Origin of the sequence: Streptomyces sp. CA-251247 (assembly GCF_050952975.1) — a bacterium.
GTDB classification, from domain to species: Bacteria; Actinomycetota; Actinomycetes; order Streptomycetales; family Streptomycetaceae; genus Streptomyces; species Streptomyces achmelvichensis.
On record NZ_CP191861.1, the window covers coordinates 5,002,319 to 5,026,761 of the forward strand.

Below are 24,443 nucleotides of genomic sequence, written 5' to 3' on the forward strand. Positions count from 1 at the left end.
ACCGCAGCCGCCCTGCGCGACGGCCGCACCGCCGCCGCAACCGGCCGCGGACCGGCGGAACCGGCCGTACCACCGCGGGAGTCTGGGCTGTCATGCGCGTGACGATGATTCTGCCGGCCCTGACGGAAGCCACCAGCCCGCTGTTCCGACCCATCAAGTACTCGCTCTTCCCGCCGCTGGGCCTCGCGACCCTCGCGGGTTACCTCGACCCGGACGACGAGGTGACCCTCCACGACGAGCATGTGGAGCGGATCGACATCGAGGCGCTGCCGACGCCCGATCTGCTGGTCGTCCAGCCGTACATCACCTCCGCGCGGCGCGGCTACGAGATAGCCGACCACTTCCGTGCCCGGGGCGCGCACGTCGCCATGGGCGGACTGCACGCGACCTCGCTGCCCGACGAGGCGGCGCAGCACGCCGACACGGTCTTCACCGGGCCGGGCGAGGACACCTGGCCGCTCTTCCTGAAGGAGTTCCGGGACGGGACGCCGGCCCGCCGCTACGACTCCAGGCTCCGCACGCTGGCCGGACTGCCGCCGGTGCGAAGGGACTTGATCAAGCGGGACCTGTATCTCGTGCCCAACTCGATCGTGGTCTCGCGCGGCTGCCCGCACCACTGCGACTTCTGCTACAAGGACGCGTTCTTCGAGGGCGGGAAGTCCTTCTACACCCAGGCCGTCGACGACGCCCTGGCGGAGATCGAGCGGCTGCCCGGCCGCCATCTGTACTTCCTCGACGACCATCTCCTCGGCAACCGCCGTTTCGCGGAGGCCCTGTTCGACGGCATGGCCGGTACGGGGAGGCTGTGGCAGGCGGCCGGCACGGTGAAGTCGGTGCTCCAGCCGGGGCTGCTGGAGCGGGCCGTGGAGGCGGGACTGCGCAGTCTCTTCGTCGGCTTCGAGACGGTGAACGGCGCGAACCTCGCCGAGCGCCGCAAGGACCAGAACATCGGCAAGGACTACGGTGCCGCCGTCCGCCGACTGCACGACGCGGGCGTCATGGTCAACGCCAGCTTCGTCTTCGGCCTCGACCACGACGGTCCCGACGTCTTCGACCGCACCGTGGAATGGGCCGTCGAGCAGGGCATCGAGACGGCGACCTTCCACATCATGACGCCGTATCCGTCCACCGGCCTGTGGAAGCAGCTGGAGGCGCAGGACCGTATCGTCCACCGCGACTGGGACCTGTACGACACCCGCCACGTCGTCTACCGCCCGACGGGTATGACCCCGCGGCAGCTGGAGGACGGCTACTGGCGCGCGTACCGCGACTTCTACCGCTGGTCCAGCATCTGGCGCGGCGCCTCCGCCCAGCCGGGCATGCACGAACGGCTGCGGCACCTGGCGTACGCGGGCGGCTGGAAGAAGTTCGAGCCGGCCTGGGACGCGCTGATCCGCTCCCGCCGCACGGTCCGCGCGATGCCGGCGCTGGAGCGCACCCTGGCGGCTTTCGGCGGACGGCGGCCGCGATGACCCCGGCCACGGACACGGGTCGGAACATCCTGGCCACCGACACGGGACAGAGCGTCCTGGCCACGGACACGGGACAGAACGTGATGGCGGCCGCACTGGTCGTCGTGCTCGGGGTGATCGCGCTGTTCCCCCTGTGCGGGCACCTGGTCACGACGGCGATCGCCCGGCGCGGCCTGCGCGCCCCGACCGGCCCAGGAACGGCGAGGACCGTCGCGCTGTGGTGCCTCACCCTCGCCCTCGGGCTGTATGTGTACGGGGTCCTGTGCTGCGTCCGGCTGGAGAACGCGTACCACGCGTGCATGCTCGAGCGGTACGGACGGCCGGACGTGCCCGGTGGCCCCTCCCTGGTGTCGAACCACGACAGCCTGCTCCCCGTCGCCTCGACCTGCACCTGGTCCGACGGGTACGCGCTCGACGTCGTCCCCTCCTTCGTGAATCCGCTGATCGCGGTGCTGGTGTGCGGGGCCGTGGTCGCCGGAGCGGGGGCCCTGGGGTGGACCCGGGGCGCGGGGCGGCCGCGGTCGCGCGCCGCACGGACATCACGGGCGAGTGCGGACGAGTCCGGACGCGGAGAGTGAGTAAGGCCACTTTCCGTCATGCGTTGGGCATGGATCACTGACTTCCGGGCAGGCAGCCAGGTCGCCGGGTGACCGGTGGCAGTCAATGGGAACGGAAGGCAGAACGCGACGTGTCGGTACAGCAGACCATCCACGTGGGCGGAGCGTGGCGAGCAGCCGCCTCCGGCGCCACGCGAGAGATCATCGACCCCGCTGACGCGACCGTCCTCACGGTCGTCGCGGAGGGCGGGGCCGAGGACACCGACGCAGCGGTGGCCGCGGCGCGCAGCGCCTTCGACGACGGCGAGTGGCCCCGCACACCCGTGGCCGAGCGGGCCGCCCTGCTGCGGCGCGTCGCCGATCTGCTCCAGCGTGACCGGGAGGAACTCGGGCTGCTGGAGAGCCGTGACGCCGGCAAGACCCTCGAGGAGGGCCGCGTCGACGTCGACTGCGTCACCGACGCCTTCCGCTACTTCGCCGACCTCGTGATGAACGAGAGCGGCGGCCGTGTCGTCGACGCGGGGTCCGAGGAGATCCACAGCGTGGTCGTGCACGAGCCCGTGGGCGTGTGCGCGCTGATCACGCCATGGAACTATCCGCTCCTTCAGGCGAGTTGGAAGATTGCCCCGGCGCTGGCCGCGGGCAATACTTTTGTGGTCAAGCCCAGCGAGATCACCCCGCTGACCACCGTCGCGCTCGTCCGGCTGCTCGCCGAGGCGGGACTGCCCGCCGGTGTCGCCAACATCGTGACCGGCGCGGGCGACCCCGTCGGCGCCCGGCTCGCCGACCACCCCGACGTCGATCTGATCTCCTTCACCGGCGGTCTGACCAGCGGCACCAAGGTGATGCGGGCGGCCGCCGACAGCGTCAAGAAGGTCGCGCTCGAACTGGGCGGCAAGAACCCGAACGTCGTCTTCGCCGACGCGTGCGAGACCGACGAGGGCTTCGACACGGCCGTCGACCAGGCGCTCAACGCCGCCTTCATCCACAGCGGTCAGGTCTGCTCCGCCGGCTCCCGGCTCATCGTCGAGGAGTCCCTGCGCGAGCGGTTCGTCGCCGAACTCGCCCGCCGCGCCGAGAGGATCAGGCTCGGCCGCGGCACCGCCGACGGCGTCGAGTGCGGTCCGCTCGTCTCCCGGCAGCAGCTCGCGAAGACCGAGGAGTACGTCGCGTCCGCGCTTTCCGAGGGCGCGGTGCTGCGTGCCGGCGGCCGGCGCCCCGAGGGCGAGGGCCAGGAGGGCTTCTTCTACCGGCCCACCGTCCTCGACCAGTGCCACCGCGAGATGCGCGTCGTCAGGGAAGAAGTCTTCGGTCCCGTCCTGACCGTCGAGACCTTCCGCACCGAGGACGAGGCCGTCGCCCTGGCCAACGACACCGAGTACGGACTGGCCGGCGCGGTGTGGACCACCGACGCGGGCCGCGCCCGGCGCGTCGCCGGGCGGCTGCGCCACGGCACCGTCTGGATCAACGACTTCCACCCCTACCTCCCGCAGGCGGAGTGGGGCGGCTTCGGCAAGAGCGGCATCGGGCGCGAGCTCGGTCCCGCCGGACTCGCCGAGTACCGCGAGTCCAAGCACATCTACCAGAACCTCGCCCCGCGCCCCGTGCGCTGGTTCGCGGGCTGACGAGGGACGAGGAGCACCAAGAACACCATGCCTGAGTACGACTATGTCGTGATCGGGGGCGGCACGGCCGGATCGGTCATCGCCTCCCGTCTCACGGAGAACCCGGATGTCACCGTCGCCGTCATCGAGGGCGGCCCGAGCGACGTCGGACGCGACGACGTCCTGACCCTGCGGCGCTGGATGGGCCTGCTGGGCGGCGAACTCGACTACGACTACCCCACCACCGAACAGCCCCAGGGCAACTCCCACATCCGGCACAGCCGGGCCCGGGTGCTCGGCGGCTGCTCGTCGCACAACACCCTCATCGCCTTCAAGCCGCTGCCGTCCGACTGGGACGAGTGGGAGACGGCGGGCGCCAAGGGGTGGGGCGCGGTGCCGATGGAGGCGTACTTCGCGCGGCTGCGGAACAACATCGTGCCCGTCGACGAGGCGGACCGTAACGCCATCGCCCGCGACTTCGTCGACGCCGCTCAGGCCGCCATCGGTGTCCCGCGCGTCGAGGGCTTCAACAAGAAGCCGTTCCACGAGGGCGTCGGCTTCTTCGACCTGGCGTACCACCCGGAGAACAACAAGCGGTCGTCCGCCTCCGTCGCCTATCTGCACCCCTTCCTGGACCGCCCCAACCTCCACATCGCGCTGGAGACCTGGGCGTACCGGCTGGAGCTGGAATCTCCCCTCACCTCCGGCGGGGGGAGCCCCAGGGCGACCGGTGTGCACGTACGGACGAAGGACGGCGAGGAGCAGCTCGTCACCGCCCGCCGCGAAGTCCTCGTCTGCGCGGGCGCGGTGGACACTCCGCGACTGCTGCTGCACTCCGGCATCGGCCCGCGGGCCGACCTGGAGGCGCTCGGCATCCCCGTCGTGCACGACCTGCCGGGCGTGGGCGAGAACCTGCTCGACCACCCCGAGTCGGTGATCGTCTGGGAGACCGACGGGCCGATCCCGGAGAACTCCGCGATGGACAGCGACGCCGGACTGTTCGTCCGCCGCGACCCGCGGGCCAGGACGCCCGACCTGATGTTCCACTTCTACCAGATCCCGTTCACCGACAATCCGGAGCGGCTCGGCTACGAACGGCCCGCTCACGGGGTCTCGATGACGCCGAACATCCCCAAGCCCCACAGCCGCGGCCGGCTGTACCTGACCAGCGCCGACCCCGAGGTCAAGCCCGCGCTGGACTTCCGGTACTTCACGGACGAGGACGACTACGACGCGCGCACCCTCGTCGACGGCATCAGGATCGCCCGCGAGATCGCCCGGACCGAGCCCCTGGCCCACTGGCTCAAGCGCGAGGTCTGCCCGGGACCCGAGGTCACCGGGGACGAGGAGCTGAGCGAGTACGCGCGCAAGGTCGCCCACACCGTCTACCACCCGGCCGGCACCTGCCGGATGGGTGCGCAGGACGACGAACTGGCCGTGGTGGACCCGGAGCTGAGGATCCGGGGCCTGGACGGCATCCGGATCGCCGACGCGTCCGTCTTTCCGACCATGCCGTCCGTCAACCCCATGATCGGGGTGCTGATGGTCGGCGAGAAATGCGCCGAGCTTCTGGGAGGTACCGCCTGATGAGTACGCCGCCCGTTTTCTCCGTCAGCGATCTGTGGAAGGTCTTCGGACCCAAGGCGGACCGCGTACCCGGTTCGGAGCTCGCCGAGCTCCCGCCGGCCGAACTGCGCGAACGCACCGGCTGCACCGCGGCCGTGCGCGATGTCTCCTTCGACGTCCGCAAGGGCGAGGTCTTCGTCGTGATGGGCCTGTCCGGCTCCGGCAAGTCGACGCTCGTGCGCTGTCTGACCCGGCTCGTCGAGCCGACGTCGGGCTCCATCGCCATCGACGGTGAGGACGTCCTGTCCATGGACCGGGCACGGCTGCGCGAACTGCGCCGCCACCGCGCCTCCATGGTCTTCCAGCACTTCGGTCTGCTGCCGCACCGGTCGGTGCTCGACAACGTGGCGTACGGCCTGGAGATCCAGGGCGTCCCGCGGGCGGAACGACGGGCGAAGGCGGCGGAGTTCGTCGCCAAGGTGGGCCTCGACGGCATGGAGAGCCGCCGGCCCGCTCAGCTCTCCGGCGGTCAGCAGCAGCGCGTGGGGCTCGCCCGCGCGCTCGCCGTCGACCCCGAAGTGCTGCTGTTCGACGAGCCGTTCAGCGCGCTCGACCCGCTGATCCGCCGCGACATGCAGGAGGAGGTCGTACGGCTGCACCGCGAGGAGGGCCGCACGATGGTCTTCATCACGCACGACCTGAGCGAGGCGCTCAAGCTGGGCGACCGCATCGCGCTGATGCGGGACGGCCGGATCGTGCAGCTGGGCACCCCCGAGGAGATCGTCGGCTCGCCCGCGGACGACTACGTACGGGACTTCGTCCGTGACGTGCCGCGCGAGCAGATCATGACCGTGCGCACGGCGATGCGGCCCGCTCTCGCCGACGAGACCGAGGAGGGGCCGGCCATCGGTCCCGACGCCACGGTCTTCGAGGCCATCGAGGCGGTGGCGCGCAGCGGCGCGAGCGCCCGCGTGATGCAGGACGGCCGCTGTCTGGGCGTCGTGGACCACGCGGCACTGCTCAACGTGGTGGCCGGTGTGCCCGCGGCGAAGGCGGCGGCGTGATGAGTCCTTGCGCTCCTTACGGGCGCATACCGTCCCGTTCCTCGGCGTCCCGGGTCCTGTGGGCCTCGGTGTGCCGGAACTCCCGGGCCTCCCGGTCCTCGGTGGTCTGCCGGACCGCCGGCGGCCGTGGGCGGTGGTCGGCATGACCGCCGTCACCACCGGACAGGACGTCACCGCCGTCGCCGGCGGGCGCCGCTTGCTCGAAGGCCGCGGACGCCACCTGGCCATGGCAGCCGGCGTGGTCGTCCTGCTGATCGCCGGAGCCCTTCTGCTCGGCGGCGGCAGCTGGCCCGCGTCCCTCGCCGTCGACCTGTCCGGCCCGCTCGGCCGGGCCAGCGACTGGATCGTCGACAACCGCGACAGCCACCCGGTGTTCCTGTACTTCTTCGGGCACATCAGCAATGTCGTCGTGCTGTCCGTGCGCGCCGTCTATCTGCTGCTGCTCGCCGCCGGATGGGCGGGCGTCACCGCGGCGGCCGGGCTGATCGCCTGGCGGGTGGCCGGTCTGCGGCTCGCGCTGACCGCCGTCGCCGGCTTCGCCGTCTGCGGACTGCTCGGCATGTGGGTGCCGACCATGCAGACCCTCGCCCTGATGGTGGTCGCGGTTCTCGCGTCCGTCGTCGTGGGCGGGCTCATCGGCCTCGCCACCGGGCTGTCGGACCGGACGTACCGGGCGATGCGGCCGGTGCTCGACACCATGCAGGTGCTGCCGGCGTTCGCGTATCTGCTGCCGGTCGTGCTGGTCTTCGGTATCGGCGTGCCCGCGGCCGTCCTGGCGACCGTCGTCTACGCCGCTCCGCCCATGGCGCGCCTCACCGCCCTCGGGCTGCGCGGCGCCGACGCCGGCGTGCTGGAGGCGTCCGCCTCGATGGGGGCGACCGGACGGCAGCGGCTGCTGACCGCCCGGCTGCCGCTGGCCCGCAAGGAACTCCTCCTCGGCGTCAACCAGTCGATCATGATGGCGCTGTCGATGGCGGTCATCGCGTCCGTCATCGGCGCCGGCGGCCTCGGCGACCGCGTCTACCAGGCGCTGGCCTCCGTCGATGTCGGTGCCGCGCTCGCCGCCGGTATCCCGATCGTCCTGCTGGCCGTCGTGCTGGACCGTACGACCGCTGCCGCCGGTGCCCGCGTGGGCGCCGCTCCCGACACCTCGGCGCTGCGCGGCTGGCGCGGCTGGACGGTGGCCGGCGTTCTGCTGCTCGCCGTCGCCGTGGCCGGGCGGCTCGCGGGCCGGCTGTCCTGGCCCGAGAGCTGGGTCGTCGGCATCGCCGAGCCCGTCAACCGCGCTGTCGACTGGATGACGGCCCATCTGTACTCCGGCGTCCCCGTCGTCGGCGGCACCGCCGACTGGGCCGCTCGCTTCACCGGCTGGGTGCTAGACCCCCTGCGGGACGGTCTCCAGGCGCTGCCCTGGTGGTCCGTCCTCCTGCTGGTCGGTGCGCTCGCGCTGCTGATCGGCACCTGGCGCACCGCGCTGACGGCGGTCCTCGCCATGGCCGCCATCGGCGTCCTCGGCGTGTGGGAGCCCTCCCTCGACACGCTCTCGCAGGTGCTCGCGGCCGTCGCCGTGACTCTGGTGCTGGGCTTCACCGTCGCGATCGGCGCGGCACGCAGCGCACGGGTGGAGAGGCTGCTGCGGCCGGTGCTGGACGTGTTCCAGACCATGCCGCAGTTCGTCTATCTGATCCCGGTGGTCGCGCTGTTCGGTGTCGGCCGCGCCCCCGCGGCCGCGGCAGCCGTCGTGTACGCCCTGCCGGCCGTCGTCCGCATCACCACGCAGGGGCTGCGCGGTGTCGACCCCGTGGCCATGGAATCCGCCCGTTCGCTGGGCGCGACCGGCTGGCAGCAGCTGCGGCAGGTCCAACTGCCGCTCGCCCGCCCGGCCCTGCTGCTCGCTGTCAACCAGGGCGTCGTCCTGGTACTCGCCGTCGTCATCATCGGCGGCCTGGTCGGCGGTGGCGCACTCGGCTACGACGTGGTGTTCGGCCTCGCCCAGGGCGACCTGGCGACCGGTCTGGTCGCGGGCGCCGCGATCGTCTGCCTGGGTCTGATGCTCGACCGGGTGACGCAGCCGACCGCCCGCCGCGCCGGAAAGGGGGCCTGACATGGCCACTCGTCTACGCATCACCGCACTGGCCGCGGCGATCGGCCTGGTGGGCATCACCGGCTGCGGCGCGGCCGACATGACCAAGCAGGCGTCGCCGTACGCCGCCGCCCAGGGCGCGAAGACCGTCACGCTCTCCGTCCAGTCGTGGGTGGGCGCCCAGGCCAATGTGGCCGTGGCGTCGTATCTGCTCGAACACGAACTGGGCTACCGCGTGGACACCGTCCAGGTGGACGAGGTGCCTGCCTGGGACGCACTCAGCCAGGGCCGGGTCGACGCCATCCTGGAGGACTGGGGCCACCCGGAGCAGGAGGACCGGTACGTCAAGGACAAGAAGACGATCGAGCCCGGCGGCGGTCTCGGCGTCACCGGCCACATCGGCTGGTTCGTCCCGACGTACTTCGCGAAGGCGCACCCCGACGTCACCGACTGGCGGAACCTCGACAAGTACGCCGACCAGCTCCGCACTCCGGAGAGCGGCGGCAAGGGCCAGCTGCTGGACGGATCGCCGTCGTACGTCACCAACGACAAGGCGCTGGTGGAGAACCTGAAGCTGGACTACCAGGTCGTCTTCGCCGGGTCCGAGGCCGCGCAGATCACCCAGATCAAGCAGTTCGCGAAGCAGAAGAAGCCCTTCCTCAGCTACTGGTACAAGCCGCAGTGGCTGTTCGAGAAGGTGCCGATGACCGAGGTGAAGCTGCCCGCGTACAAGGAGGGGTGTGACGCCGACCCGAAGAAGGTGGCCTGTGCCTATCCGAACACGCCGTTGCAGAAGTTCCTCAACAGCACCTTCTCGAAGAAGGGCGGCGAGGCGGCGGACTTCCTGAAGAAGTTCAACTGGAACACCGATCAGCAGAACGATGTCGCGCTGATGATCGCGGAACAGAAGCTGTCGCCGGAGGAAGCGGCCAGGAAGTGGGTCGAGAAGAACGAGACGACCTGGCGGAAGTGGCTGCCGAAGAAGAAGTGATGGCGTGACGCAGTGACGGCAGGACGGGCCCGCTCCGGCGGGCCCGTCCTGCCGTGTCGCGGCGCTTGTCCTGGCGCCGCTGCCGCGCCGGCCGTGCCGCCTGCGTGCCGTCGTCGCGTCGGCGTCAGCCCAGGAGCTGGTCCGCGATCTCCCGCACCTTCCGCATCGCCTCCTGCTGAAGCTGCGGGCCGAAGGTGATCCGGGTCGCGCCCAGGCGTCCCAGTTCCGCGAGCGCGGGGCCGCCGGGGAGCGGCGAGACATTGATCGGGAGCGCGGTCTCGGCCCGCAGCAGCGGCAGGTGCTCCGGCGGGACGCCCAGCGGATACACGCAGTCCGCGCCGGCCTCCTCGTAGAGCCGGATCCGGCCGATCGCCTCGTCCGGGTCGGCGACCCCCTGCAGGAACGTGTCCATCCGGGCATTGATGAACAGCGCGCCGCCGGCTGCCGCGCGGACCTCGGCCAGCCAGTCGGCGTGCGGCCGCGGGTCCTTCAGCGCCCCGGTGACCGAGTCGGAGTCCTCCAGGTTGCAGCCGATCGCGCCCGTGTCGAGCAGCCGGGCGACGAGCTCCTTCGGCGCCAGGCCGTACCCCGCCTCGATGTCGGCGGAGACCGGAACGCTCACCGAGCGGACGATACGGGTGACGGCGGCGAACATCTCGTCGGCCGGTGTATGGCCGTCCTCACGGCCGAGCGAGGCGGCGACGCCCGCGCTCGGGGTGGCGAGCGCGGGGAACCCGGCGTCCGCGAAGACGCGGGCGCTGGCCGCGTCCCACGGGCCGGGGAGGACGAGCGGGTCGTCCGCCGCCCGGCCGTGGTGGAGTGCGCGGAAGGCCTCGACGGTCATCTCCTCAGCTCCTCAGTGCTGGTACTGGCCGGGGGTGTAGTGGCCCGGCACCAGCCGGCAGGACACACCGAAGCGGTTCCAGGCGTTGATCACGGTGATCGCGGCGATCAGCTGCGCCAGTTCGGTCTCGTCGAACTCCTTCGCCGCCTTCGCGAACACCTCGTCCGGCACGAAACCGTCGGTGATGACCGTCACCGCCTCGGTGAGCTCGATCGCCGCGATCTCCTTCGCCGTGTAGAAGTGCTGCGACTCCTCCCAGGCGCCGAGCTGGATGATCCGCTCCGCCGACTCGCCCGCGGCGAGCGCGTCCTTGGAGTGCATGTCCAGGCAGAAGGCACAGTGGTTGAGCTGCGAGGCACGGATCTTGACGAGCTCCAGGATCACCGGGTCGACGCCCCGGCGGGCCGCCGCGTCCAGCGCCACCATCGCCTTGTAGACCTGGGGAGCGTGCTGCGCCCAATCGAGACGAGGAGCGCGTTCGGGCAAGTGCTTCGTGTCCGCTTCAGTAGTCATGTCATCGAATCTAGTCCGGCTGTGGCGCAGGAGTATGGTCCATTTCCATGACGGATTCCTGGTCCACTTTCGGTGCCGACCTGCATCTGGAGCTGCGCGGTACGGGCCTGCGCGCGGGCCTGATGGACGCCCTGCGGGAGGCCGTCCGCAGCGGGCGGCTCACCCCCGGGACCCGGCTGCCGTCCTCGCGTTCGCTCGCCGCCGATCTGGGCATCGCCCGGAACACGGTCGCCGATGCCTACGCCGAGCTGGTCGCCGAAGGCTGGCTCACCGCCCAGCAGGGCTCGGGGACGCGGGTCGCGCGGCGGGCGGCGCCCCGGCGGCCCGCGGGCGTGGCGAGAGCGCGTCCGGCCAGGCCCACGGCCCGCTGGTCCTTGCGGGCCGGCAGCCCCGACCTCGCGTCGTTCCCGCGTGCGGAGTGGCTCAAGGCGGCCCGCCGTGCGATCACCGCCGCACCCCATGAGGCGTTCGGCTACGGCGATCCGCGAGGCCGGATCGAACTGCGGGCCGTGCTCGCCGACTATCTGGCCCGGGCGCGCGGAGTCCGCGCCGATCCCGAACGGATCGTCATCTGCTCCGGTTTCGTGCACGGGCTGATGCTGATGGGGAAGGTGCTGCGCGCGCGACGCGTACGCGAGGTCGCCGTCGAGTCCTACGGCCTCGACCTGCACTGGAACGTGCTGCACGAGGCGGGGATGCGGACGCCGTCGCTGCCCTGCGACGAACTCGGCGCCACCACGACGCAATTGGAGCGGCTGCGGGGAGCGGGCGCGGTGCTGCTGACACCGGCGCACCAGTTCCCGCTCGGGGTGCCCCTGCATCCCGACCGCCGCGCCGCCGTCGTCGACTGGGCGCGCGTGTCCGGCGGGGTGGTCCTGGAGGACGACTACGACGGGGAGTTCCGCTACGACCGCCAGCCGGTGGGTGCGCTCCAGGGACTGGACCCCGACCGGGTGGTCTACATGGGCACGGTGAGCAAGTCCCTGGTGCCTGGGTTGCGACTGGGCTGGATGGTGCTGCCCGAGGAACTGGTGGGGGAAGTGGCCGAGGGGAAGGGGTCGACGGACTGGATGTGCGGTGTGCTCGACCAGCTGACGCTCGCCGAGTTCATCGCCTCCGGCGCGTACGACCGGCATGTGCGCGGGATGCGGCTGCGCTACCGCAGACGGCGGGACCAACTGGTGGCCGCGCTGGCCGAGCGTGCTCCGGACATCAGCGTCAGCGGGATCGCGGCGGGACTGCACGCGGTCCTCGAACTCCCGGACGGCACCGAGCCGTCGGTCGTCCAGGCGGCCGGCTGGCAGGGCCTCTCGGTGTCGGGGCTGTCCTCCTTCCGGCACGAGGAGGTGGCGTCGGGCAGGGACGCGCTGGTGGTGGGCTACGCGACGCCGCCGGACAGCGCGTGGGCGAACTCGCTGGACGCGCTGTGCAGGGTGCTCCCGTAGGTGCGGGGTCCCGGGCCGGGCTGACGGGACAGGGGCGGAGTGCGGATGCGGGGCACACGGCTGGTTCGGGGTCCCGGTCCGGGGTCGCTGTACGGATACGGGGCGCACGGCTGGTTCGGGTCCCAGGCCGGACTCTCGGGCCGGGGTCGCTGTACGGGCGCGGGCGCGGGCACGCCGTCCGTTCAGGCTCCGCGCCCGGGCGGTGACGCCGGCTGCTCCGCCTTCTCGTCGGTTTCCGCCGGGGGCTCGCCGAACCTCGCCAGGGCCAGCGCACCCGCCACCGCCACCGCGAAGCCCAGGATCGCCAGCCATGCGAGCCCTTCGCGCGTGCGGTCGCCCAGCCACACCACACCCACCAGCGCCGGGCCGATCGTCTCGCCGATCACCATGCCCGCGGTCGCCGTCGTCACCGAACCGCGCTGGAGGGCCGAGGTCAGCAACAGGAACGCCGTGCCGCCGCCGACCAGCAGGGCGTAGAGCGCGGGATTGGTCAGCACCTCGGGCAGGGCGACGGTGTCGATCAGCCGGACCGAGACCTCGACGACGCCGAAGCCCGACCCGGCGCCGAGTCCGAGCACCAGCGCGCGGGAGCGGTCCGGCAGTCGGCCGGCGAGCGCGCCGACGAGCAGGATGAGGATCGCGATGCCCAGCATCGCCCACTTCAGGGCGGTCGATCCGGTGCTCTCGCCCTCCGGGCCGGAGGAGAGCCCCAGCATGGCGAGGCCCACGACGACCACGCCGACCGCGGCCCATTCGGTGCCGCTCAGCCGGACGTGGAGCATCCGGGCCGCGACCACGGCGGTGACCGCGAGGCTGGCGGCGAGCGCTGCCCCCACCGCGTAGATGGGGAGGGAACGCAGGGCCAGGATCTGCAGGACGAAACCGAGGCCGTCGAGCGCGAGACCGACGACGTACCGCCACTGCCGCAGGGCACGCAGCAGCAGCGCCGGGTCGACACCGGAGCCGGTTCCCGGCTCCGCCGCGCGGGCAGCGACTGCCTGGAAGACGGAGGCCGTGCCGAAGCAGACCGCTGAGGCGAGAGCGCAGATCATCCCAAAGAGCACAAAGCGACTGTAGATGAGGAGGGTTGGTGGACCGGTCGTGGCGACCCGCGAGGCGGCCACTAGTCTGTCCGCGGCCCCCGGCGTGGGGCCGGTGGTACGAGGGTTTCCCAGTGGTACGAGGGTGAACGGGGGCGAGCGTCCGATGGCGCGACGCAGGCTGAGGTCGAGCACGGTGGTGCTGGGTGGCATGGGAGTGCTCGCGGCGACGATCACGTCCTGCGGCTCGGAACCGGACAAGCGGTGTGTCGACCCGGTGACCCAGGAGAAGCTCCCCAGCTACGAGTGCGACGACAGCACCGGCAGCGGGCGCTACTACTACGGCGGCAGCTACTCGTCCGGCAAGGCCGAGGGCGGCAGCTTCGACAAGACGGCGGTCGACCGCGGCGGATTCGGCTGCTCCGGCTCCGGCGGCGGCTGACCCGGCCCGAAGCTGCTCTGCTCCGGCGGTGGCAGAGCCTCGCCCGCAGCTGCCCGGCTGCGGTTCAGCCCGTGCTGGGTTGCCTCGACTCCGGTGGCTGATCCCCGCACGAAGCTGCCGGGCGGTGGCTGAAGCGCACCAAGCTCCCCGGCAGCGGCTGAGCCCCGCCCGCAGCCGCCTCGGCTCCGGCGGCCGAGCCCCGCCCGTACTCCAGGAAGGCCGCGGAATGCAGCGCCACACGATCGATCCCCGGCCCGGCTGGCAGGAGATCGTCGAGGAACAGGGCCTCGTCTACCCCCTCACCCGCTACCCCGACGGCTCGCTGCGCCCGTACTGGGACGAGAGCGCCTACTACGCGTTCTCCCTCCCCGAGGTCGAGGCGCTGGAGGAGGTCGTCGAGGAACTCCACGCCATGTGCCTGGCGGCGGCCGCGCACATCGTCGAGCGTGACCGGTTCGCCGACCTCGGGATCACCGACGCCCGGCTCGCCTCCCTGATAGCCGAGTCCTGGCGCAGGCGGGACGAACTCCCCTCCGTCTACGGCCGGTTCGATCTGCGCTACGACGGCACGGGCCCGGCCAAGATGCTGGAGTACAACGCCGACACGCCCACCTCACTGGTGGAGGCCGCGAGCCCGCAGTGGTTCTGGATGGAGGACCGCTTCCCCGGGGCCGACCAGTGGAACTCGCTCCACGAGCGTCTCGTCGCCGCCTGGAAGCGCCAGGCCCCGCTTCTGCCGCCCGGCCCGCTGCACTTCGTCCACTCCGACGGGGACGAGCTCGGCGAGGACCTGATGACCGTGGCGTATCTGCGCGAGACGGCCGAGCAGGCGGGGCTCGCCACCGAGGCGCTGTCCGTCGAACAGATCGGCTGGGACCGGCTGTCCGGCCGCTTCGTCGACGACCGGCTGCGCTTCATCCGCTCCTGCTTCAAGCTCTATCCCTGGGAGTGGCTGACCACCGACCGCTTCGGGCCCCAGGTCCTCGCGACCCTCGACAACGGCGGCGGCACCGGCACCACCTGCTGGATAGAGCCCGCCTGGAAGATGCTTCTGTCGAACAAGGCGCTGCTCGCGATCCTCTGGGAGCTGTATCCCGGCCACCCGAACCTGCTGGCCGCCCATCTCGACGGCCCGCGCGAACTCACGGCCGGCCGCGGCTATGTCGCCAAGCCGCTGCTCGGCCGCGAGGGCGCGGGCGTCACGATCCACGAACCCGGTTCGCCTCCCGTCGTACGGGACGAGCCCTGCTGCTACCAGGAGTTGGCCCCGCTGCCCTCCTTCGACGGCAACCGTGTGGTGCTCGGTGCCTGGGTCGTCGAGGGCGAGGCGGCGGGGCTCGGGATCCGGGAGTCCGCGGGGCTGGTCACGGACGAATACGCCCGCTTCCTGCCCCACGTGATTCTCTGACCCGGCGGGTCAGGCGCTCAGCACGGACCGCAGCTGGTCGAGGCCCCAGTCCAGGTCCTCCTTGCTGATCACCAGGGGCGGGGCGATGCGAATGGTGGAGCCGTGGGTGTCCTTGACCAGCACCCCGCGGTCCATCAGCTTCTCCGAGATCTCCCGGCCGGTGCCGTGGGCGGGGACGATGTCGACGCCCGCCCACAGTCCGCGTCCGCGGACGGCCTCCACCGCTCCGGTGCCCGTCAACAGGCCCAGCTCGTGGTGGAGATGATCGCCCAGCTCAGTGGCGCGCTGCTGGTACTCGCCGGTGCGCAGCATCGCGATCACCTCCAGGGCCACCGCACACGCCAGCGGGTTGCCGCCGAACGTGGAGCCGTGCTCCCCGGGCCGGTACACGCCGAGGACGTCACGGGACGAGACGACCGCGGACACCGGCACCACACCGCCGCCCAGCGCCTTGCCCAGGACGTACATGTCCGGCACGACGCCCTCGTGCTCACAGGCGAAAGTCTTGCCGGTGCGGCCCAGGCCGGACTGGATCTCGTCGGCGATGAACAGGACGTTCCGCTCGGTGGTGAGCCGGCGGACACCGGCGAGATAGCCGGGCGGCGGCACCAGCACGCCCGCCTCGCCCTGGATCGGCTCGATCAGGACGGCGACGGTGTTGTCGGTGAGCGCCGCTTCCATCGCGGCGAGGTCGCCGTAGGGAACGATCTCGAAGCCGGGGGTGTACGGGCCGAAGTCGGCCCGGGCCTCCGGGTCGGTCGAGAAGCTGATCACCGTCGTCGTACGGCCGTGGAAGTTGTCGGCCGCGACGACGATCTTCGCCGTGTTGTCCGGCACGCCCTTGACCCGGTAGCCCCACTTGCGGGCGGTCTTCACGGCGGTTTCCACCGCCTCGGCGCCGGTGTTCATCGGCAGCACCATCTCCATGCCGCACAGCTCCGTGAGCTGCGTGCAGAAGTCGGCGAACCGGTCGTGGTGGAAGGCGCGCGAGGTGAGGGTGACCCTCTCCAGCTGCGCCTTGGCCGCGTCGATCAGACGTCGGTTTCCGTGGCCGAAATTGAGCGCCGAGTACCCGGCGAGCATGTCGAGATAACGGCGTCCCTCGACATCGGTCATCCAGGCGCCGTCCGCCGAGGCGACGACGATGGGAAGCGGGTGGTAGTTGTGCGCGCTGTGCGCCTCGGCAGAGGCAATGGCACTCATCGATACAGACACGGGATCTCCGTTCGGGTAGAGACAAGGCATCCGGCCGGCACGGGGAGCGGGCCTGGTGGCCGGAGGGGCCGGGGCATCGACAGCGGTTGTTGTCCGGTGGTTGTTTTTCCGTGGGCGTCCGCGTGATGCCCCTGTTTCTATCGTCGCTCGCATCATGGACGAAAAAACCTTGCTGTGGGGCGTGAGCATTAAGGTTGGTGGTACGCACGGCGACTGGCGAGCGGGGAACCGACCCCGAGGGAGTCGTGCGCGCAGGAGCAGACGAGGTGCCGCCCGCCTGGGTACCCCGGCAACCCATTCCCCAGTGGGTGCCGCCCGCCCCTGCCTCCGGTGGGGGAGCCCGAGTCGCACCCCGGGACACCCAGTGACCCCGGAGGAAACCATGACCCTGCCCCACCCCGCACTCTCCGCCGCCGACCCGGAACTCGCCGCGCTCGTCGGAGCGGAGGAGCAGCTCCAGGCCGAAACCCTGCGCCTCATCCCCAGTGAGAACTACGTCTCCGCCGCCGTGCTGGAGGCCTCGGGCACGGTGCTCCAGAACAAGTACAGCGAGGGCTACGCGGGCCGCCGCTACTACGAGGGCCAGCAGGTCATCGACCAGGTCGAGCGCCTCGCCGTCGCCCGCGCCAAGGCCCTCTTCGGTGTCGAGCACGCCAACGTCCAGCCCTACTCGGGCTCCCCAGCCAACCTCGCCGTCTACCTCGCCTTCGCGGAGCCCGGGGACACCGTGATGGGCATGGCCCTGCCGATGGGCGGCCACCTCACCCACGGCTGGGGCGTCTCCGCCACCGGAAAGTGGTTCCGCGGTGTGCAGTACGGCGTACGCCAGGACACCGGCCTCATCGACTTCGACGAGGTGCGTGAACTCGCCCTGAAGGAACGCCCGAAGATCATCTTCTGTGGCGGCACCGCCCTGCCCCGCACCATCGACTTCCCGGCCTTCGCGGAGATCGCCCGCGAGTGCGGCGCCGTCCTGGTCGCCGACGTCGCCCATATCGCCGGCCTCATCGCGGGCGGCGCGCACCCCTCACCCGTGCCGCACGCCGACGTGATCTCCACGACCACCCACAAGACCCTGCGCGGGCCCCGCGGCGCGATGCTGATGTCCCGCGAGGAGCACGCCAAGGCCCTCGACAAGGCGGTCTTCCCCGGCCTTCAGGGCGGCCCGCACAACCAGACCACCGCCGCCATCGCTGTCGCCCTCCACGAGGCCTCCCAGCCCTCCTTCCGCGCCTACGCGCAGTCCGTCGTCGCCAACGCCCGGGCACTCGCCGAAGCCCTGCTCGACCGCGGCTTCGACCTGGTCTCCGGCGGCACCGACAACCATCTGATCCTGATGGACCTCACGCCCAAGGAGGTGCCCGGCAAGGTGGCCGCCAAGGCCCTCGACCGGGCCGGGATCGTCGTCAACTACAACACCGTGCCGTACGACCCGAGGAAGCCGTTCGACCCCTCCGGCATCCGCATCGGCACCCCGTCCCTCACCTCGCGCGGTCTCGGCACCGAGCACATGGCGGCCGTCGCCGACTGGATCGACCGGGGCGTGACCGCGGCCGGCAAGGAGGACGAGGCAGCGCTGGCCACGATCCGCTCCGAGGTCGCCGAGCTGATGTCCGCCCACCCCGCACCCGGTCTGGCGGGCTGAGCCCGGCCCTGCCCGATCCCTTCGGCCGCGATGATCCCGTCAGCCGTCCAGTAGTTGCTGCCGGGGTCCGGACTCCCGCGTCCCGTCGCCCCGCCCGAACGGCGGGCGCGGGAGGCGGGAGACCACCGGCCGCAGGACCAGCGCCAGCACCGCCCCGCCCACGAGTCCCGGTATCGCCCACCACCAGCCTTCGGTGCCGTCCGAGGTGCGCGCGGCGGCGTCCGGTGCCGCCGCGGCCCCGGCGCCTGCCGCTTCCGCCGGCTCCGGTGCCGACTGCGCTTCCCCGTCCCAGGCCGGTGGGAACTGGGCCACTCCCGCCCCGCCGTTCTTCTCGCCCATCAGGCCCAGCTTCGTGAACAGGGCGGTCAGCTCGGCCGGTTGCCGCGCCTGGTGCCAGTACCCCTGGTGCGTCTCCAGGTTCGTCGCCGTATGGATCCAGACGAGGCCCGTCCGGTCGCCCGGATAGACCTGGTCCACCCGCCACGGCTGCACGTCGTGGATCATCCAGGTCACATTGATCTGCCGGGTCCCGAGCGCCATGTCCAGCGACGGCGGCCGGTCCGTCTGTCCCTTGGTCGGCCCCTCGCCCAGCAGCTTCAGCAGGCTCGCGTACTCCGCGTCGCTGTAGTAGAGCGAGGCGGTCTCGCCGCTCTCCGGTGAGGTGACCAGCACGCTCGTCGGGCCGCCGGCCACCGCGCTCGGAGCGAAGACCCAGCTCAGCGCCAGCACCGTCGCCAGCGCGGCAAGTCGTCGTAGCAGTCGCATACTTCCCCCAGCCGACACCGGATACGGCCCCTCCGCACCGTGTCACCTCTGGTACACCGCCCGACGCCGCCAGGTTCCCGTTCGCGGGCCCCCACTTTTTCCGGGCCCCGGGACCCCGCGGCAGCCGGCCGACGCGGGCCCGGCCGGCCCAGGGCCCGCCTCAGCGCGCCCCCGCGACCCTCCGGCAGCCGCCCTGCTACCCCGACCCGGAAGGCTCCCGCGGCTCCGCCGGCTCCCACGCCCCGGCCGCCGACTCCGCGATCTCCTTCGCCCGCGCCAGTGCCGCCACACCCTCCAGCCGCAGCGTCGTCCGCCCGCCGTCGGTCGTCCACAGCAGCGTCGGCCCCGCCGTCCTCTCGGCCTGTGTCCACTGTTCGCCGCGGGCGTCGGTCATCCCGAACCGCAGCAGATGCGGCTCCTCGAACCACAGTCCTGTGCCGTCGGTGAGCGTCACCCACTGGGGCATCAGCCGCGCCTGCTTGGCATAGCCGAGGTCCAGCGCCGCCGGGAACTGATCCAGCCGGACCGTGCGCCCCCGGTCCTTCCAGCACAGCGAGATCACCGAACGGCCCGCCGGTCCCGCCACGACCGAGACGGCGTCCGGTGTGCCCAGCCCGGGCGGCACCAGCGCCCGGAACCCCGCCCGCCGTTCCGCCTCGGCCTGCGGGACGGCCTCGGCGCACCACGGCGGCTGCGCGTCCCGCAGCGGCGGCGCCGACGGGTCGTACCGCACGTCCACCCCGCCGAAGCCGAACCAGTCCGCCACCGCCGCCCGCACCGGCGGCGTGAGCACCAGGACCACCAGCACCCCGGAGAGCACCACGGTCAGCGCCCGCCACCGGCGGTGCGTCCAGCCGCGCAGCCGGGTGCCGAGGCCGGCGGGGGCGGGCGTCGGCACCGCCTCGGCGAGGAGCTGCGCCAGCACCCGCTCCGCCATCGTCTCGCCGGACACGTCAGGGACCCTGATCCCGCGACCGGCCTCGCGCAGCTCCTCCGCCAGGGCCTCCCGCTCCGCCTCCCGGCCGCTGCCGGCGCGGCGTCCGTCCTCACTCATGCTCCTCACCTCCCTTCCCGCCGATGAGCTGCCCGAGCCTGGTCAGCGCCCGGTTCAGCCGGGACTTCACCGTCCCCCGCGGCCAGCCCAGCGCCTGCGCCGTCTCCGCCTCGTCCATCTCCAGCAGATAGCGGCAGACCACGACCTGGCGCTGCTGTTCGCCCAGCTCGTCCAGCGCCGCCAGCAGCAGCGAGCGCCGCTCCTCCGCCAAGGCCGCCAGCGCCGGGTCGGCCGACTCAGGTATCAGCGGTTCGGAACCCAGCAGCAGCGCCTCGCGCCCGGCGAGCGCCCGCAGCCGGACCGCGGTGCGCACGGTGTTCCTGGTCTCATTGACCACGATCCGCAGCAGCCACGGCCGGAACGCGGCGCCGTCCCGGAACCGCCCCAGCGCCTGGTACGCCTTGAGGAAGGCGCTCTGCACCACGTCCTCGGCGTCCGCGCCCGCACCGAAAGCCACAGCGGCCCGGAGCGCGACCGCCGTGTGGGCGCGCACCAGCTCCGCGTACGCCTCCGGCTCTCCGGCGCGCACCCGCGCGATCACGGCCCCCTCGTCAACGACGATGCGGCCCCCCTCCAGGGTCCCCTCCCGCGTCCTCACACCTTTCATACACCGGCGGCCGGAGTTCGGTTCCACACCTGAGAGAATGATGAACATGGCCTCACCCCGACCTCGCGCGCTCTCCGGCATTCAGCCGACCGCCGGTTCGTTCCACCTCGGGAACTACCTGGGAGCGATCCGCCAGTACGTGGCGCTGCAAGAGACCCACGACGCGTTCTACATGGTCGTCGACCTGCACGCGATCACCGTGCCGCAGGACCCGGCCGAGCTGCGGGCGAACACCCGCCTCGCCGCGGCCCAGCTGCTCGCCGCCGGTCTCGACCCCGAGCGCTGCACCCTGTTCATCCAGAGCCACGTGCCCGAGCACGCCCAGCTCGGCTGGATCATGAACTGCCTGACCGGCTTCGGCGAGGCCTCCCGGATGACGCAGTTCAAGGACAAGTCCGCCAAGCAGGGCGCCGACCGCGCCACCGTCGGCCTGTTCACGTATCCGATCCTCCAGGTCGCGGACATCCTGCTGTACCAGGCGGACGCCGTCCCGGTCGGCGAGGATCAGCGCCAGCACATCGAGCTCACCCGTGACCTGGCCGAGCGCTTCAACGGCCGCTTCGGCCGGACGTTCACCGTCCCGGCGCCGCACATCGTCAAGGAGGTCGCGAAGATCTACGACCTCCAGGACCCGACGATCAAGATGAGCAAGTCGGCGTCCACGCCCAAGGGCCTGATCAACCTGCTCGACGAGCCGAAGGCGACCGCCAAGAAGGTCCGGAGCGCTGTCACGGACACCGACACGGTGATCCGTTTCGACAGCGTGGAGAAGCCCGGCATCAGCAATCTCCTCACCATCTACTCCACGCTCACCGGCACGACGGTGACCGAGCTGGAGCAGAAGTACGAGGGCAAGGGGTACGGAGCGCTCAAGACCGACCTCGCCGACGTGATGGTGGAGTTCGTCACTCCGTTCCGCACCCGGACCCAGGAATATCTGGACGACCCCGAGACGCTGGACTCGATCCTGGCCAAGGGTGCGGAGAAGGCCCGGGCCGTGGCAGCAGAGACGCTGGCCGCGGCATTCGACCGGGTGGGCTTCCTGCCCGCGAAGCACTGAGGCCGCCTCCCGCCACCGGCCGTCCGGTGGCGGGACCTCGTGCCCGTGGCCGAGTGTGTCCAAGGCCTCTGGCCACAGATGCGGTGGAGCCGCCACACTGGCGAGTGCGGACACAAACGACACTTGAGACGACATGTGAGGAGAACGACGTGGGGACCGTAACGCTCGGCGTTTCGATCGCGGTCCCGGAGCCTTACGGCAGCCTGCTCCAGGAGCTGCGCGCGGGCTTCGGTGATCCCGCCGCGCACGGCATTCCCACGCACGTCACCCTGCTGCCGCCCACCGAGGCCGACCCGGCGGCCCTGCCGGCGATCGAGGCGCACCTCACCGAGGTCGCGACGGCGAGCAGGCCGTTCCCGATGCGGCTGTCCGGCACGGGCACGTTCCGGCCGCTCTCGCCCGTCGTCTTCGTCCAGATCGCCGAAGGCGCCGCGGCCTGCTCCTGGCTCCAGAAGCGGGTGCGGGACGCCTCCGGTCCGCTGGTGCGCGAGCTCCAGTTCCCGTACCACCCGCACGTCACCGTCGCGCACGGCATCGCCGAAGAGGCGATGGACCGGGCGTACGAGGAACTGGCCGACTTCGAGGCCGCCTGGACCTGTGCCTCCTTCGCGCTGTACGAGCAGGGCGCGGACGGCGTGTGGCGCAAGCTCCACGAGTACGCCTTCGGGGGCGGCATCGCCTCCGTGCCCGCCCAGGGCACTCCGGTGGACGAGCCGGCGACGGCTCCCTCGGCCGCCACGTCCTGACCCGGCCGCCCCGCCGTCCCACCCCGACGAAGCCCCGCCGGTGCTCCGCTCACAGCGGCAGTCGGCGGAACAGCGGGCGCGGCACATGCCGCAGCGCCGACATCACCAGCCGCAGAGCTCCGGGCACCCACACCGTCTCCGCCCTGCGCCGCAGCCCCTGCTCGACGGCCAGCGCGACGGCCTCCGGGGTCGTGGCGAGCGGCGCCTCGGGCAGGCCGGCCGTCATCCTCGTCCTGACGAAGCCCGGGCGTACGACCATCACATGGACCCCGGTCCCGTACATCGCGTCGCCCAGTCCCTGGGTGAAGACGTCCAGGCCGGCCTTGCTGGAGCCGTAGATGAAGTTGGCGCGGCGGGCCCGCTCGCCGGCCACCGAGGAGAGGACCACCAGGGAGCCGTGCCCCTGGTTCTGCAGCGCGGCCGCGCACACGAGTCCGGCCGAGACGGCGCCCGTGTAGTTGGTCTGGGCGACCCGGACCGCCGCCGGCGGGTCGGCCTCGTCGTTCGCCTGGTCGCCGAGGACGCCGAAGGCGAGCAGCACCATGTCGATGTCGCCCTCGGCGAAGACCTTGCCCAGCACCTGCTCGTGCAGCGCCGGATCGAGGGCGTCGAAGGCGACGGTACGGACGTCGGCGCCGAGCCGGCGCAGACCGTCCGCGGCGGCTTCGAGGTCGGGGGAGGGGCGGCCCGCCAGCCAGACCGTACGGGTGCGCCGGGCGATCAGCCGACGGGCCACGGCCTGGCCGATCTCCGAGGTGCCGCCGAGGACGAGCAGGGACTGCGGTGCGCCGAAGGCGTCCTTCATGAGCAGTGCTCCTTACGAGCGGTGGAGAGCCCCGGCGGGTGGACCGGGGGCGGGGTCAGAGCGTGAGGCGGCGCGAGAGGTCGGAGGCGAACACGCCGTGGGGGTCCAGCTGTGCGCGCAGCGCGCGGAACTCGGCCAGCCGTGGATACATGCCGGCCAGCAGCTCCGGCCGCAGCCGGGAGTCCTTGGCGAGATAGACCCGGCCGCCGGCCCCCGCGACCTCGTCGTCGAGTTCGTCCAGGAAGGCGCCGAGGCCGGGCAGATCCGCGGGGATGTCGAGCGCCAGCGTCCAGCCGGGCATCGGGAAGGACAGCCACCCGGCGTCCCCCTCGCCGAACCGTTTGAGCACCGCGAGGAACGAGGGGCAGCCGCGCCGGGCGATCCGCCGCACGATCCGGCGCAGCGTCTCCTCCTGCCCGTGCCCGACCACGAACTGGTACTGCACGAATCCGCCGCGGCCGTAGATCCGGTTCCAGTGCGGTACGCCGTCCAGCGGGTGGAAGAAGGCGGAGAGTTTCTGCAGTTCACCGAGGCGGAGCCGGGGCGCACTGCGGTACCAGAGCTCGTTGAAGAGACCCACCGTGGCGCGGGTGAGCAGGCCGGGTGGTACGAAGCGGGGCGGGCCGGGCAGCCGTCCGGGGCGGAACGCGAGCGGTGCGCGGCGGGCGCGTGCGGGCAGCGCGTCCAGCGGGGCGTGCTCGCCGCGGGTGAGCACGGAGCGTCCCAGCGCCCGGCCGCGGGCGAGCAGGTCGATCCAGGCGACCGAGTAGCGGTAGCGGTGGTCGGTGGCGGTGAGCCGGGCCATCAAGTCGTCCAGATCGGCGACCCGTTCGGTGTCGACGGACATCAGCGACGTCTGGACGCGGTGCAGCCGGAGGGTCGCCGAGAGGATCACTCCCGTCAGGCCCATACCGCCCGCGGTCGCGTCGAAGAGTGCGGTGCCGGGCCGCACCGTGTGGATCGCGCCGTCCGCGGTGAGCAGGTCCAAGGCATCGACATGGCGGGCGAAGGAGCCGCTGACATGGTGGTTCTTGCCGTGGATGTCGGCGCCGATCGCGCCGCCGACGGTGACCTGCCGGGTCCCCGGTGTCACCGGTACGAACCAGCCGAGCGGCAGCAGCACCTCCATCAGCCGGTGCAGGCTCACTCCCGCGTCGCACACCACGACACCCGCCTCGGCGTCGACGGAACGGATGCGGTCCAGGGCGGTCATGTCGAGGACCGAGCCGCCCGCGTTCTGCGCCGCGTCGCCGTACGCCCTGCCGAGCCCGCGGGCGATCCCGCCGCGGGTGCCCCAGTCGCGTACGGCCGCAGCGGCCTCGTCGGCGGTGCGTGGCCGCAGCACGAACGCGGTCGTCGGGGCCGTACGCCCCCAGCCGGTGACGGACACGAAGGTGCCACCGGGACCGGCGGCGGAAGGACGGGTGTCGGCAGCCATACACCGGACCGTATAGCCGCAAATGCCCTGTTTTCCGCAGACCTAACGGACGCGCCGAAATGGGTGATTAAACGAGTGT

At 71.8% G+C, this 24,443-nt stretch carries 22 protein-coding genes and 1 riboswitch; of the genes, 13 read left to right on the forward strand and 9 right to left on the reverse strand.

What is annotated here, in order from left to right:
* Positions 1-92 precede the first annotated feature (92 nt).
* The 7 genes from ACQPWZ_RS22195 to ACQPWZ_RS22225 all read left to right on the forward strand — a co-directional run bounded on the left by ACQPWZ_RS22195 (position 93) and on the right by ACQPWZ_RS22225 (position 9,337).
* Positions 93-1,472 (forward strand): B12-binding domain-containing radical SAM protein, encoded by a 1,380-nt coding sequence (locus ACQPWZ_RS22195; RefSeq protein ID WP_433572214.1) that lies wholly within the window; start codon positions 93-95, stop codon positions 1,470-1,472.
* Complete coding sequence (locus ACQPWZ_RS22200; RefSeq protein ID WP_433572215.1) at positions 1,469-2,050, forward strand: hypothetical protein; 582 nt, start codon at positions 1,469-1,471, stop codon at positions 2,048-2,050. Before ACQPWZ_RS22195 ends, ACQPWZ_RS22200 begins: the two co-directional genes overlap by 4 nt.
* 110 nt (positions 2,051-2,160) lie before the next feature.
* Positions 2,161-3,654 carry an aldehyde dehydrogenase family protein gene (locus ACQPWZ_RS22205; RefSeq protein WP_356701197.1) on the forward strand — a complete coding sequence of 498 codons (1,494 nt, stop codon included), beginning with the start codon at positions 2,161-2,163 and terminating at the stop codon, positions 3,652-3,654.
* 27 nt (positions 3,655-3,681) lie between these two features.
* On the forward strand, positions 3,682-5,220 hold the full coding sequence (locus tag ACQPWZ_RS22210; protein WP_405572128.1) for a GMC family oxidoreductase: 1,539 nt from the start codon (positions 3,682-3,684) through the stop codon (positions 5,218-5,220).
* Positions 5,220-6,263 carry a quaternary amine ABC transporter ATP-binding protein gene (locus ACQPWZ_RS22215; RefSeq protein WP_340474881.1) on the forward strand — a complete coding sequence of 348 codons (1,044 nt, stop codon included), beginning with the start codon at positions 5,220-5,222 and terminating at the stop codon, positions 6,261-6,263. Before ACQPWZ_RS22210 ends, ACQPWZ_RS22215 begins: the two co-directional genes overlap by 1 nt.
* 226 nt (positions 6,264-6,489) lie before the next feature.
* The gene (locus ACQPWZ_RS22220; protein ID WP_340477962.1) at positions 6,490-8,367 is read left to right on the forward strand and encodes an ABC transporter permease subunit; all 1,878 of its coding nucleotides are present in this window, start codon (positions 6,490-6,492) and stop codon (positions 8,365-8,367) included.
* A 1-nt stretch (position 8,368) separates the two neighbouring features.
* Positions 8,369-9,337 carry an ABC transporter substrate-binding protein gene (locus tag ACQPWZ_RS22225; RefSeq protein ID WP_356701203.1) on the forward strand — a complete coding sequence of 323 codons (969 nt, stop codon included), beginning with the start codon at positions 8,369-8,371 and terminating at the stop codon, positions 9,335-9,337.
* A 124-nt stretch (positions 9,338-9,461) separates the two neighbouring features.
* On the opposite strand, the gene ACQPWZ_RS22230 is transcribed toward ACQPWZ_RS22225, so the two are convergent.
* A complete protein-coding gene (locus ACQPWZ_RS22230; RefSeq protein ID WP_433572216.1) occupies positions 9,462-10,181 on the reverse strand; it encodes an isocitrate lyase/PEP mutase family protein in 720 nt (239 codons plus the stop codon).
* Positions 10,182-10,193: 12 nt separating this feature from the next.
* The gene (locus tag ACQPWZ_RS22235) at positions 10,194-10,694 is read right to left on the reverse strand and encodes a carboxymuconolactone decarboxylase family protein (RefSeq protein ID WP_340474884.1); all 501 of its coding nucleotides are present in this window, start codon (positions 10,692-10,694) and stop codon (positions 10,194-10,196) included.
* Between the two features lie 47 nt (positions 10,695-10,741).
* On the opposite strand from ACQPWZ_RS22235, the gene ACQPWZ_RS22240 reads away from it, so the two are divergent.
* On the forward strand, positions 10,742-12,139 hold the full coding sequence (locus ACQPWZ_RS22240) for a PLP-dependent aminotransferase family protein (protein ID WP_433572217.1): 1,398 nt from the start codon (positions 10,742-10,744) through the stop codon (positions 12,137-12,139).
* 182 nt (positions 12,140-12,321) lie between these two features.
* On the opposite strand, the gene ACQPWZ_RS22245 is transcribed toward ACQPWZ_RS22240, so the two are convergent.
* A complete protein-coding gene (locus tag ACQPWZ_RS22245) occupies positions 12,322-13,191 on the reverse strand; it encodes a hypothetical protein (protein WP_356701584.1) in 870 nt (289 codons plus the stop codon).
* A 154-nt stretch (positions 13,192-13,345) separates the two neighbouring features.
* Here ACQPWZ_RS22245 and ACQPWZ_RS22250 point away from each other — a divergent pair, with 154 nt between their 5' ends.
* Positions 13,346-13,621 (forward strand): hypothetical protein, encoded by a 276-nt coding sequence (locus ACQPWZ_RS22250; protein ID WP_340474886.1) that lies wholly within the window; start codon positions 13,346-13,348, stop codon positions 13,619-13,621.
* A 226-nt stretch (positions 13,622-13,847) separates the two neighbouring features.
* Positions 13,848-15,029, forward strand: a complete 1,182-nt coding sequence (locus ACQPWZ_RS22255) for a glutathionylspermidine synthase family protein (protein ID WP_433572218.1) — start codon at positions 13,848-13,850, stop codon at positions 15,027-15,029.
* A gap of 9 nt (positions 15,030-15,038) precedes the next feature.
* Here the strand turns inward: ACQPWZ_RS22255 and rocD are convergent, their stop codons facing one another.
* Positions 15,039-16,232: an ornithine--oxo-acid transaminase gene (rocD, locus tag ACQPWZ_RS22260; RefSeq protein WP_383233540.1), complete on the reverse strand. Its 1,194-nt coding sequence runs from the start codon at positions 16,230-16,232 to the stop codon at positions 15,039-15,041.
* A 211-nt stretch (positions 16,233-16,443) separates the two neighbouring features.
* Positions 16,444-16,534: riboswitch (ZMP/ZTP riboswitch) on the forward strand.
* A 92-nt stretch (positions 16,535-16,626) separates the two neighbouring features.
* Here rocD and glyA point away from each other — a divergent pair.
* Entirely contained in the window at positions 16,627-17,889 is a 1,263-nt protein-coding gene (glyA, locus tag ACQPWZ_RS22265; protein WP_433572219.1) for a serine hydroxymethyltransferase, read from the forward strand.
* Positions 17,890-17,928: 39 nt separating this feature from the next.
* Here glyA and ACQPWZ_RS22270 read toward each other — a convergent pair whose 3' ends face one another.
* The 3 genes from ACQPWZ_RS22270 to ACQPWZ_RS22280 form a co-directional block, all read right to left on the reverse strand.
* The gene (locus tag ACQPWZ_RS22270) at positions 17,929-18,654 is read right to left on the reverse strand and encodes a hypothetical protein (RefSeq protein ID WP_433572220.1); all 726 of its coding nucleotides are present in this window, start codon (positions 18,652-18,654) and stop codon (positions 17,929-17,931) included.
* Between the two features lie 196 nt (positions 18,655-18,850).
* Entirely contained in the window at positions 18,851-19,708 is an 858-nt protein-coding gene (locus ACQPWZ_RS22275) for a hypothetical protein (RefSeq protein WP_433572221.1), read from the reverse strand.
* A complete protein-coding gene (locus ACQPWZ_RS22280; RefSeq protein WP_433572222.1) occupies positions 19,701-20,315 on the reverse strand; it encodes an RNA polymerase sigma factor in 615 nt (204 codons plus the stop codon). Before ACQPWZ_RS22280 ends, ACQPWZ_RS22275 begins: the two co-directional genes overlap by 8 nt.
* Before the next feature lie 46 nt (positions 20,316-20,361).
* On the opposite strand from ACQPWZ_RS22280, the gene trpS reads away from it, so the two are divergent.
* Complete coding sequence (gene trpS, locus ACQPWZ_RS22285) at positions 20,362-21,375, forward strand: tryptophan--tRNA ligase (RefSeq protein ID WP_340474893.1); 1,014 nt, start codon at positions 20,362-20,364, stop codon at positions 21,373-21,375.
* Positions 21,376-21,524: 149 nt separating this feature from the next.
* Positions 21,525-22,121 carry a 2'-5' RNA ligase family protein gene (locus ACQPWZ_RS22290; protein WP_340474894.1) on the forward strand — a complete coding sequence of 199 codons (597 nt, stop codon included), beginning with the start codon at positions 21,525-21,527 and terminating at the stop codon, positions 22,119-22,121.
* 49 nt (positions 22,122-22,170) lie between these two features.
* On the opposite strand, the gene ACQPWZ_RS22295 is transcribed toward ACQPWZ_RS22290, so the two are convergent.
* Positions 22,171-22,926, reverse strand: a complete 756-nt coding sequence (locus tag ACQPWZ_RS22295) for a decaprenylphospho-beta-D-erythro-pentofuranosid-2-ulose 2-reductase (RefSeq protein WP_313944564.1) — start codon at positions 22,924-22,926, stop codon at positions 22,171-22,173.
* A 55-nt stretch (positions 22,927-22,981) separates the two neighbouring features.
* Complete coding sequence (locus ACQPWZ_RS22300; protein WP_433572223.1) at positions 22,982-24,364, reverse strand: FAD-binding protein; 1,383 nt, start codon at positions 24,362-24,364, stop codon at positions 22,982-22,984.
* Between the last annotated feature and the right edge of the window lie 79 nt (positions 24,365-24,443).

Coding starts and splice junctions, on each gene's coding strand:
- ACQPWZ_RS22235 (WP_340474884.1), bottom strand. CDS start 10,694: ATGACTACTGAAGCGGACACGAAGCACTTGCCCGAACGCGCTCCTCGT.
- ACQPWZ_RS22225 (WP_356701203.1), top strand. CDS start 8,369: ATGGCCACTCGTCTACGCATCACCGCACTGGCCGCGGCGATCGGCCTG.
- ACQPWZ_RS22215 (WP_340474881.1), top strand. CDS start 5,220: ATGAGTACGCCGCCCGTTTTCTCCGTCAGCGATCTGTGGAAGGTCTTC.
- ACQPWZ_RS22200 (WP_433572215.1), top strand. CDS start 1,469: ATGACCCCGGCCACGGACACGGGTCGGAACATCCTGGCCACCGACACG.
- ACQPWZ_RS22255 (WP_433572218.1), top strand. CDS start 13,848: ATGCAGCGCCACACGATCGATCCCCGGCCCGGCTGGCAGGAGATCGTC.
- ACQPWZ_RS22230 (WP_433572216.1), bottom strand. CDS start 10,181: ATGACCGTCGAGGCCTTCCGCGCACTCCACCACGGCCGGGCGGCGGAC.
- ACQPWZ_RS22280 (WP_433572222.1), bottom strand. CDS start 20,315: ATGAAAGGTGTGAGGACGCGGGAGGGGACCCTGGAGGGGGGCCGCATC.
- ACQPWZ_RS22250 (WP_340474886.1), top strand. CDS start 13,346: ATGGCGCGACGCAGGCTGAGGTCGAGCACGGTGGTGCTGGGTGGCATG.
- ACQPWZ_RS22300 (WP_433572223.1), bottom strand. CDS start 24,364: ATGGCTGCCGACACCCGTCCTTCCGCCGCCGGTCCCGGTGGCACCTTC.
- ACQPWZ_RS22210 (WP_405572128.1), top strand. CDS start 3,682: ATGCCTGAGTACGACTATGTCGTGATCGGGGGCGGCACGGCCGGATCG.
- ACQPWZ_RS22270 (WP_433572220.1), bottom strand. CDS start 18,654: ATGCGACTGCTACGACGACTTGCCGCGCTGGCGACGGTGCTGGCGCTG.
- ACQPWZ_RS22195 (WP_433572214.1), top strand. CDS start 93: ATGCGCGTGACGATGATTCTGCCGGCCCTGACGGAAGCCACCAGCCCG.
- ACQPWZ_RS22275 (WP_433572221.1), bottom strand. CDS start 19,708: ATGAGTGAGGACGGACGCCGCGCCGGCAGCGGCCGGGAGGCGGAGCGG.
- ACQPWZ_RS22240 (WP_433572217.1), top strand. CDS start 10,742: ATGACGGATTCCTGGTCCACTTTCGGTGCCGACCTGCATCTGGAGCTG.
- ACQPWZ_RS22245 (WP_356701584.1), bottom strand. CDS start 13,191: ATGATCTGCGCTCTCGCCTCAGCGGTCTGCTTCGGCACGGCCTCCGTC.
- glyA (WP_433572219.1), top strand. CDS start 16,627: ATGACCCTGCCCCACCCCGCACTCTCCGCCGCCGACCCGGAACTCGCC.
- ACQPWZ_RS22295 (WP_313944564.1), bottom strand. CDS start 22,926: ATGAAGGACGCCTTCGGCGCACCGCAGTCCCTGCTCGTCCTCGGCGGC.
- ACQPWZ_RS22220 (WP_340477962.1), top strand. CDS start 6,490: ATGGCAGCCGGCGTGGTCGTCCTGCTGATCGCCGGAGCCCTTCTGCTC.
- trpS (WP_340474893.1), top strand. CDS start 20,362: ATGGCCTCACCCCGACCTCGCGCGCTCTCCGGCATTCAGCCGACCGCC.
- rocD (WP_383233540.1), bottom strand. CDS start 16,232: ATGAGTGCCATTGCCTCTGCCGAGGCGCACAGCGCGCACAACTACCAC.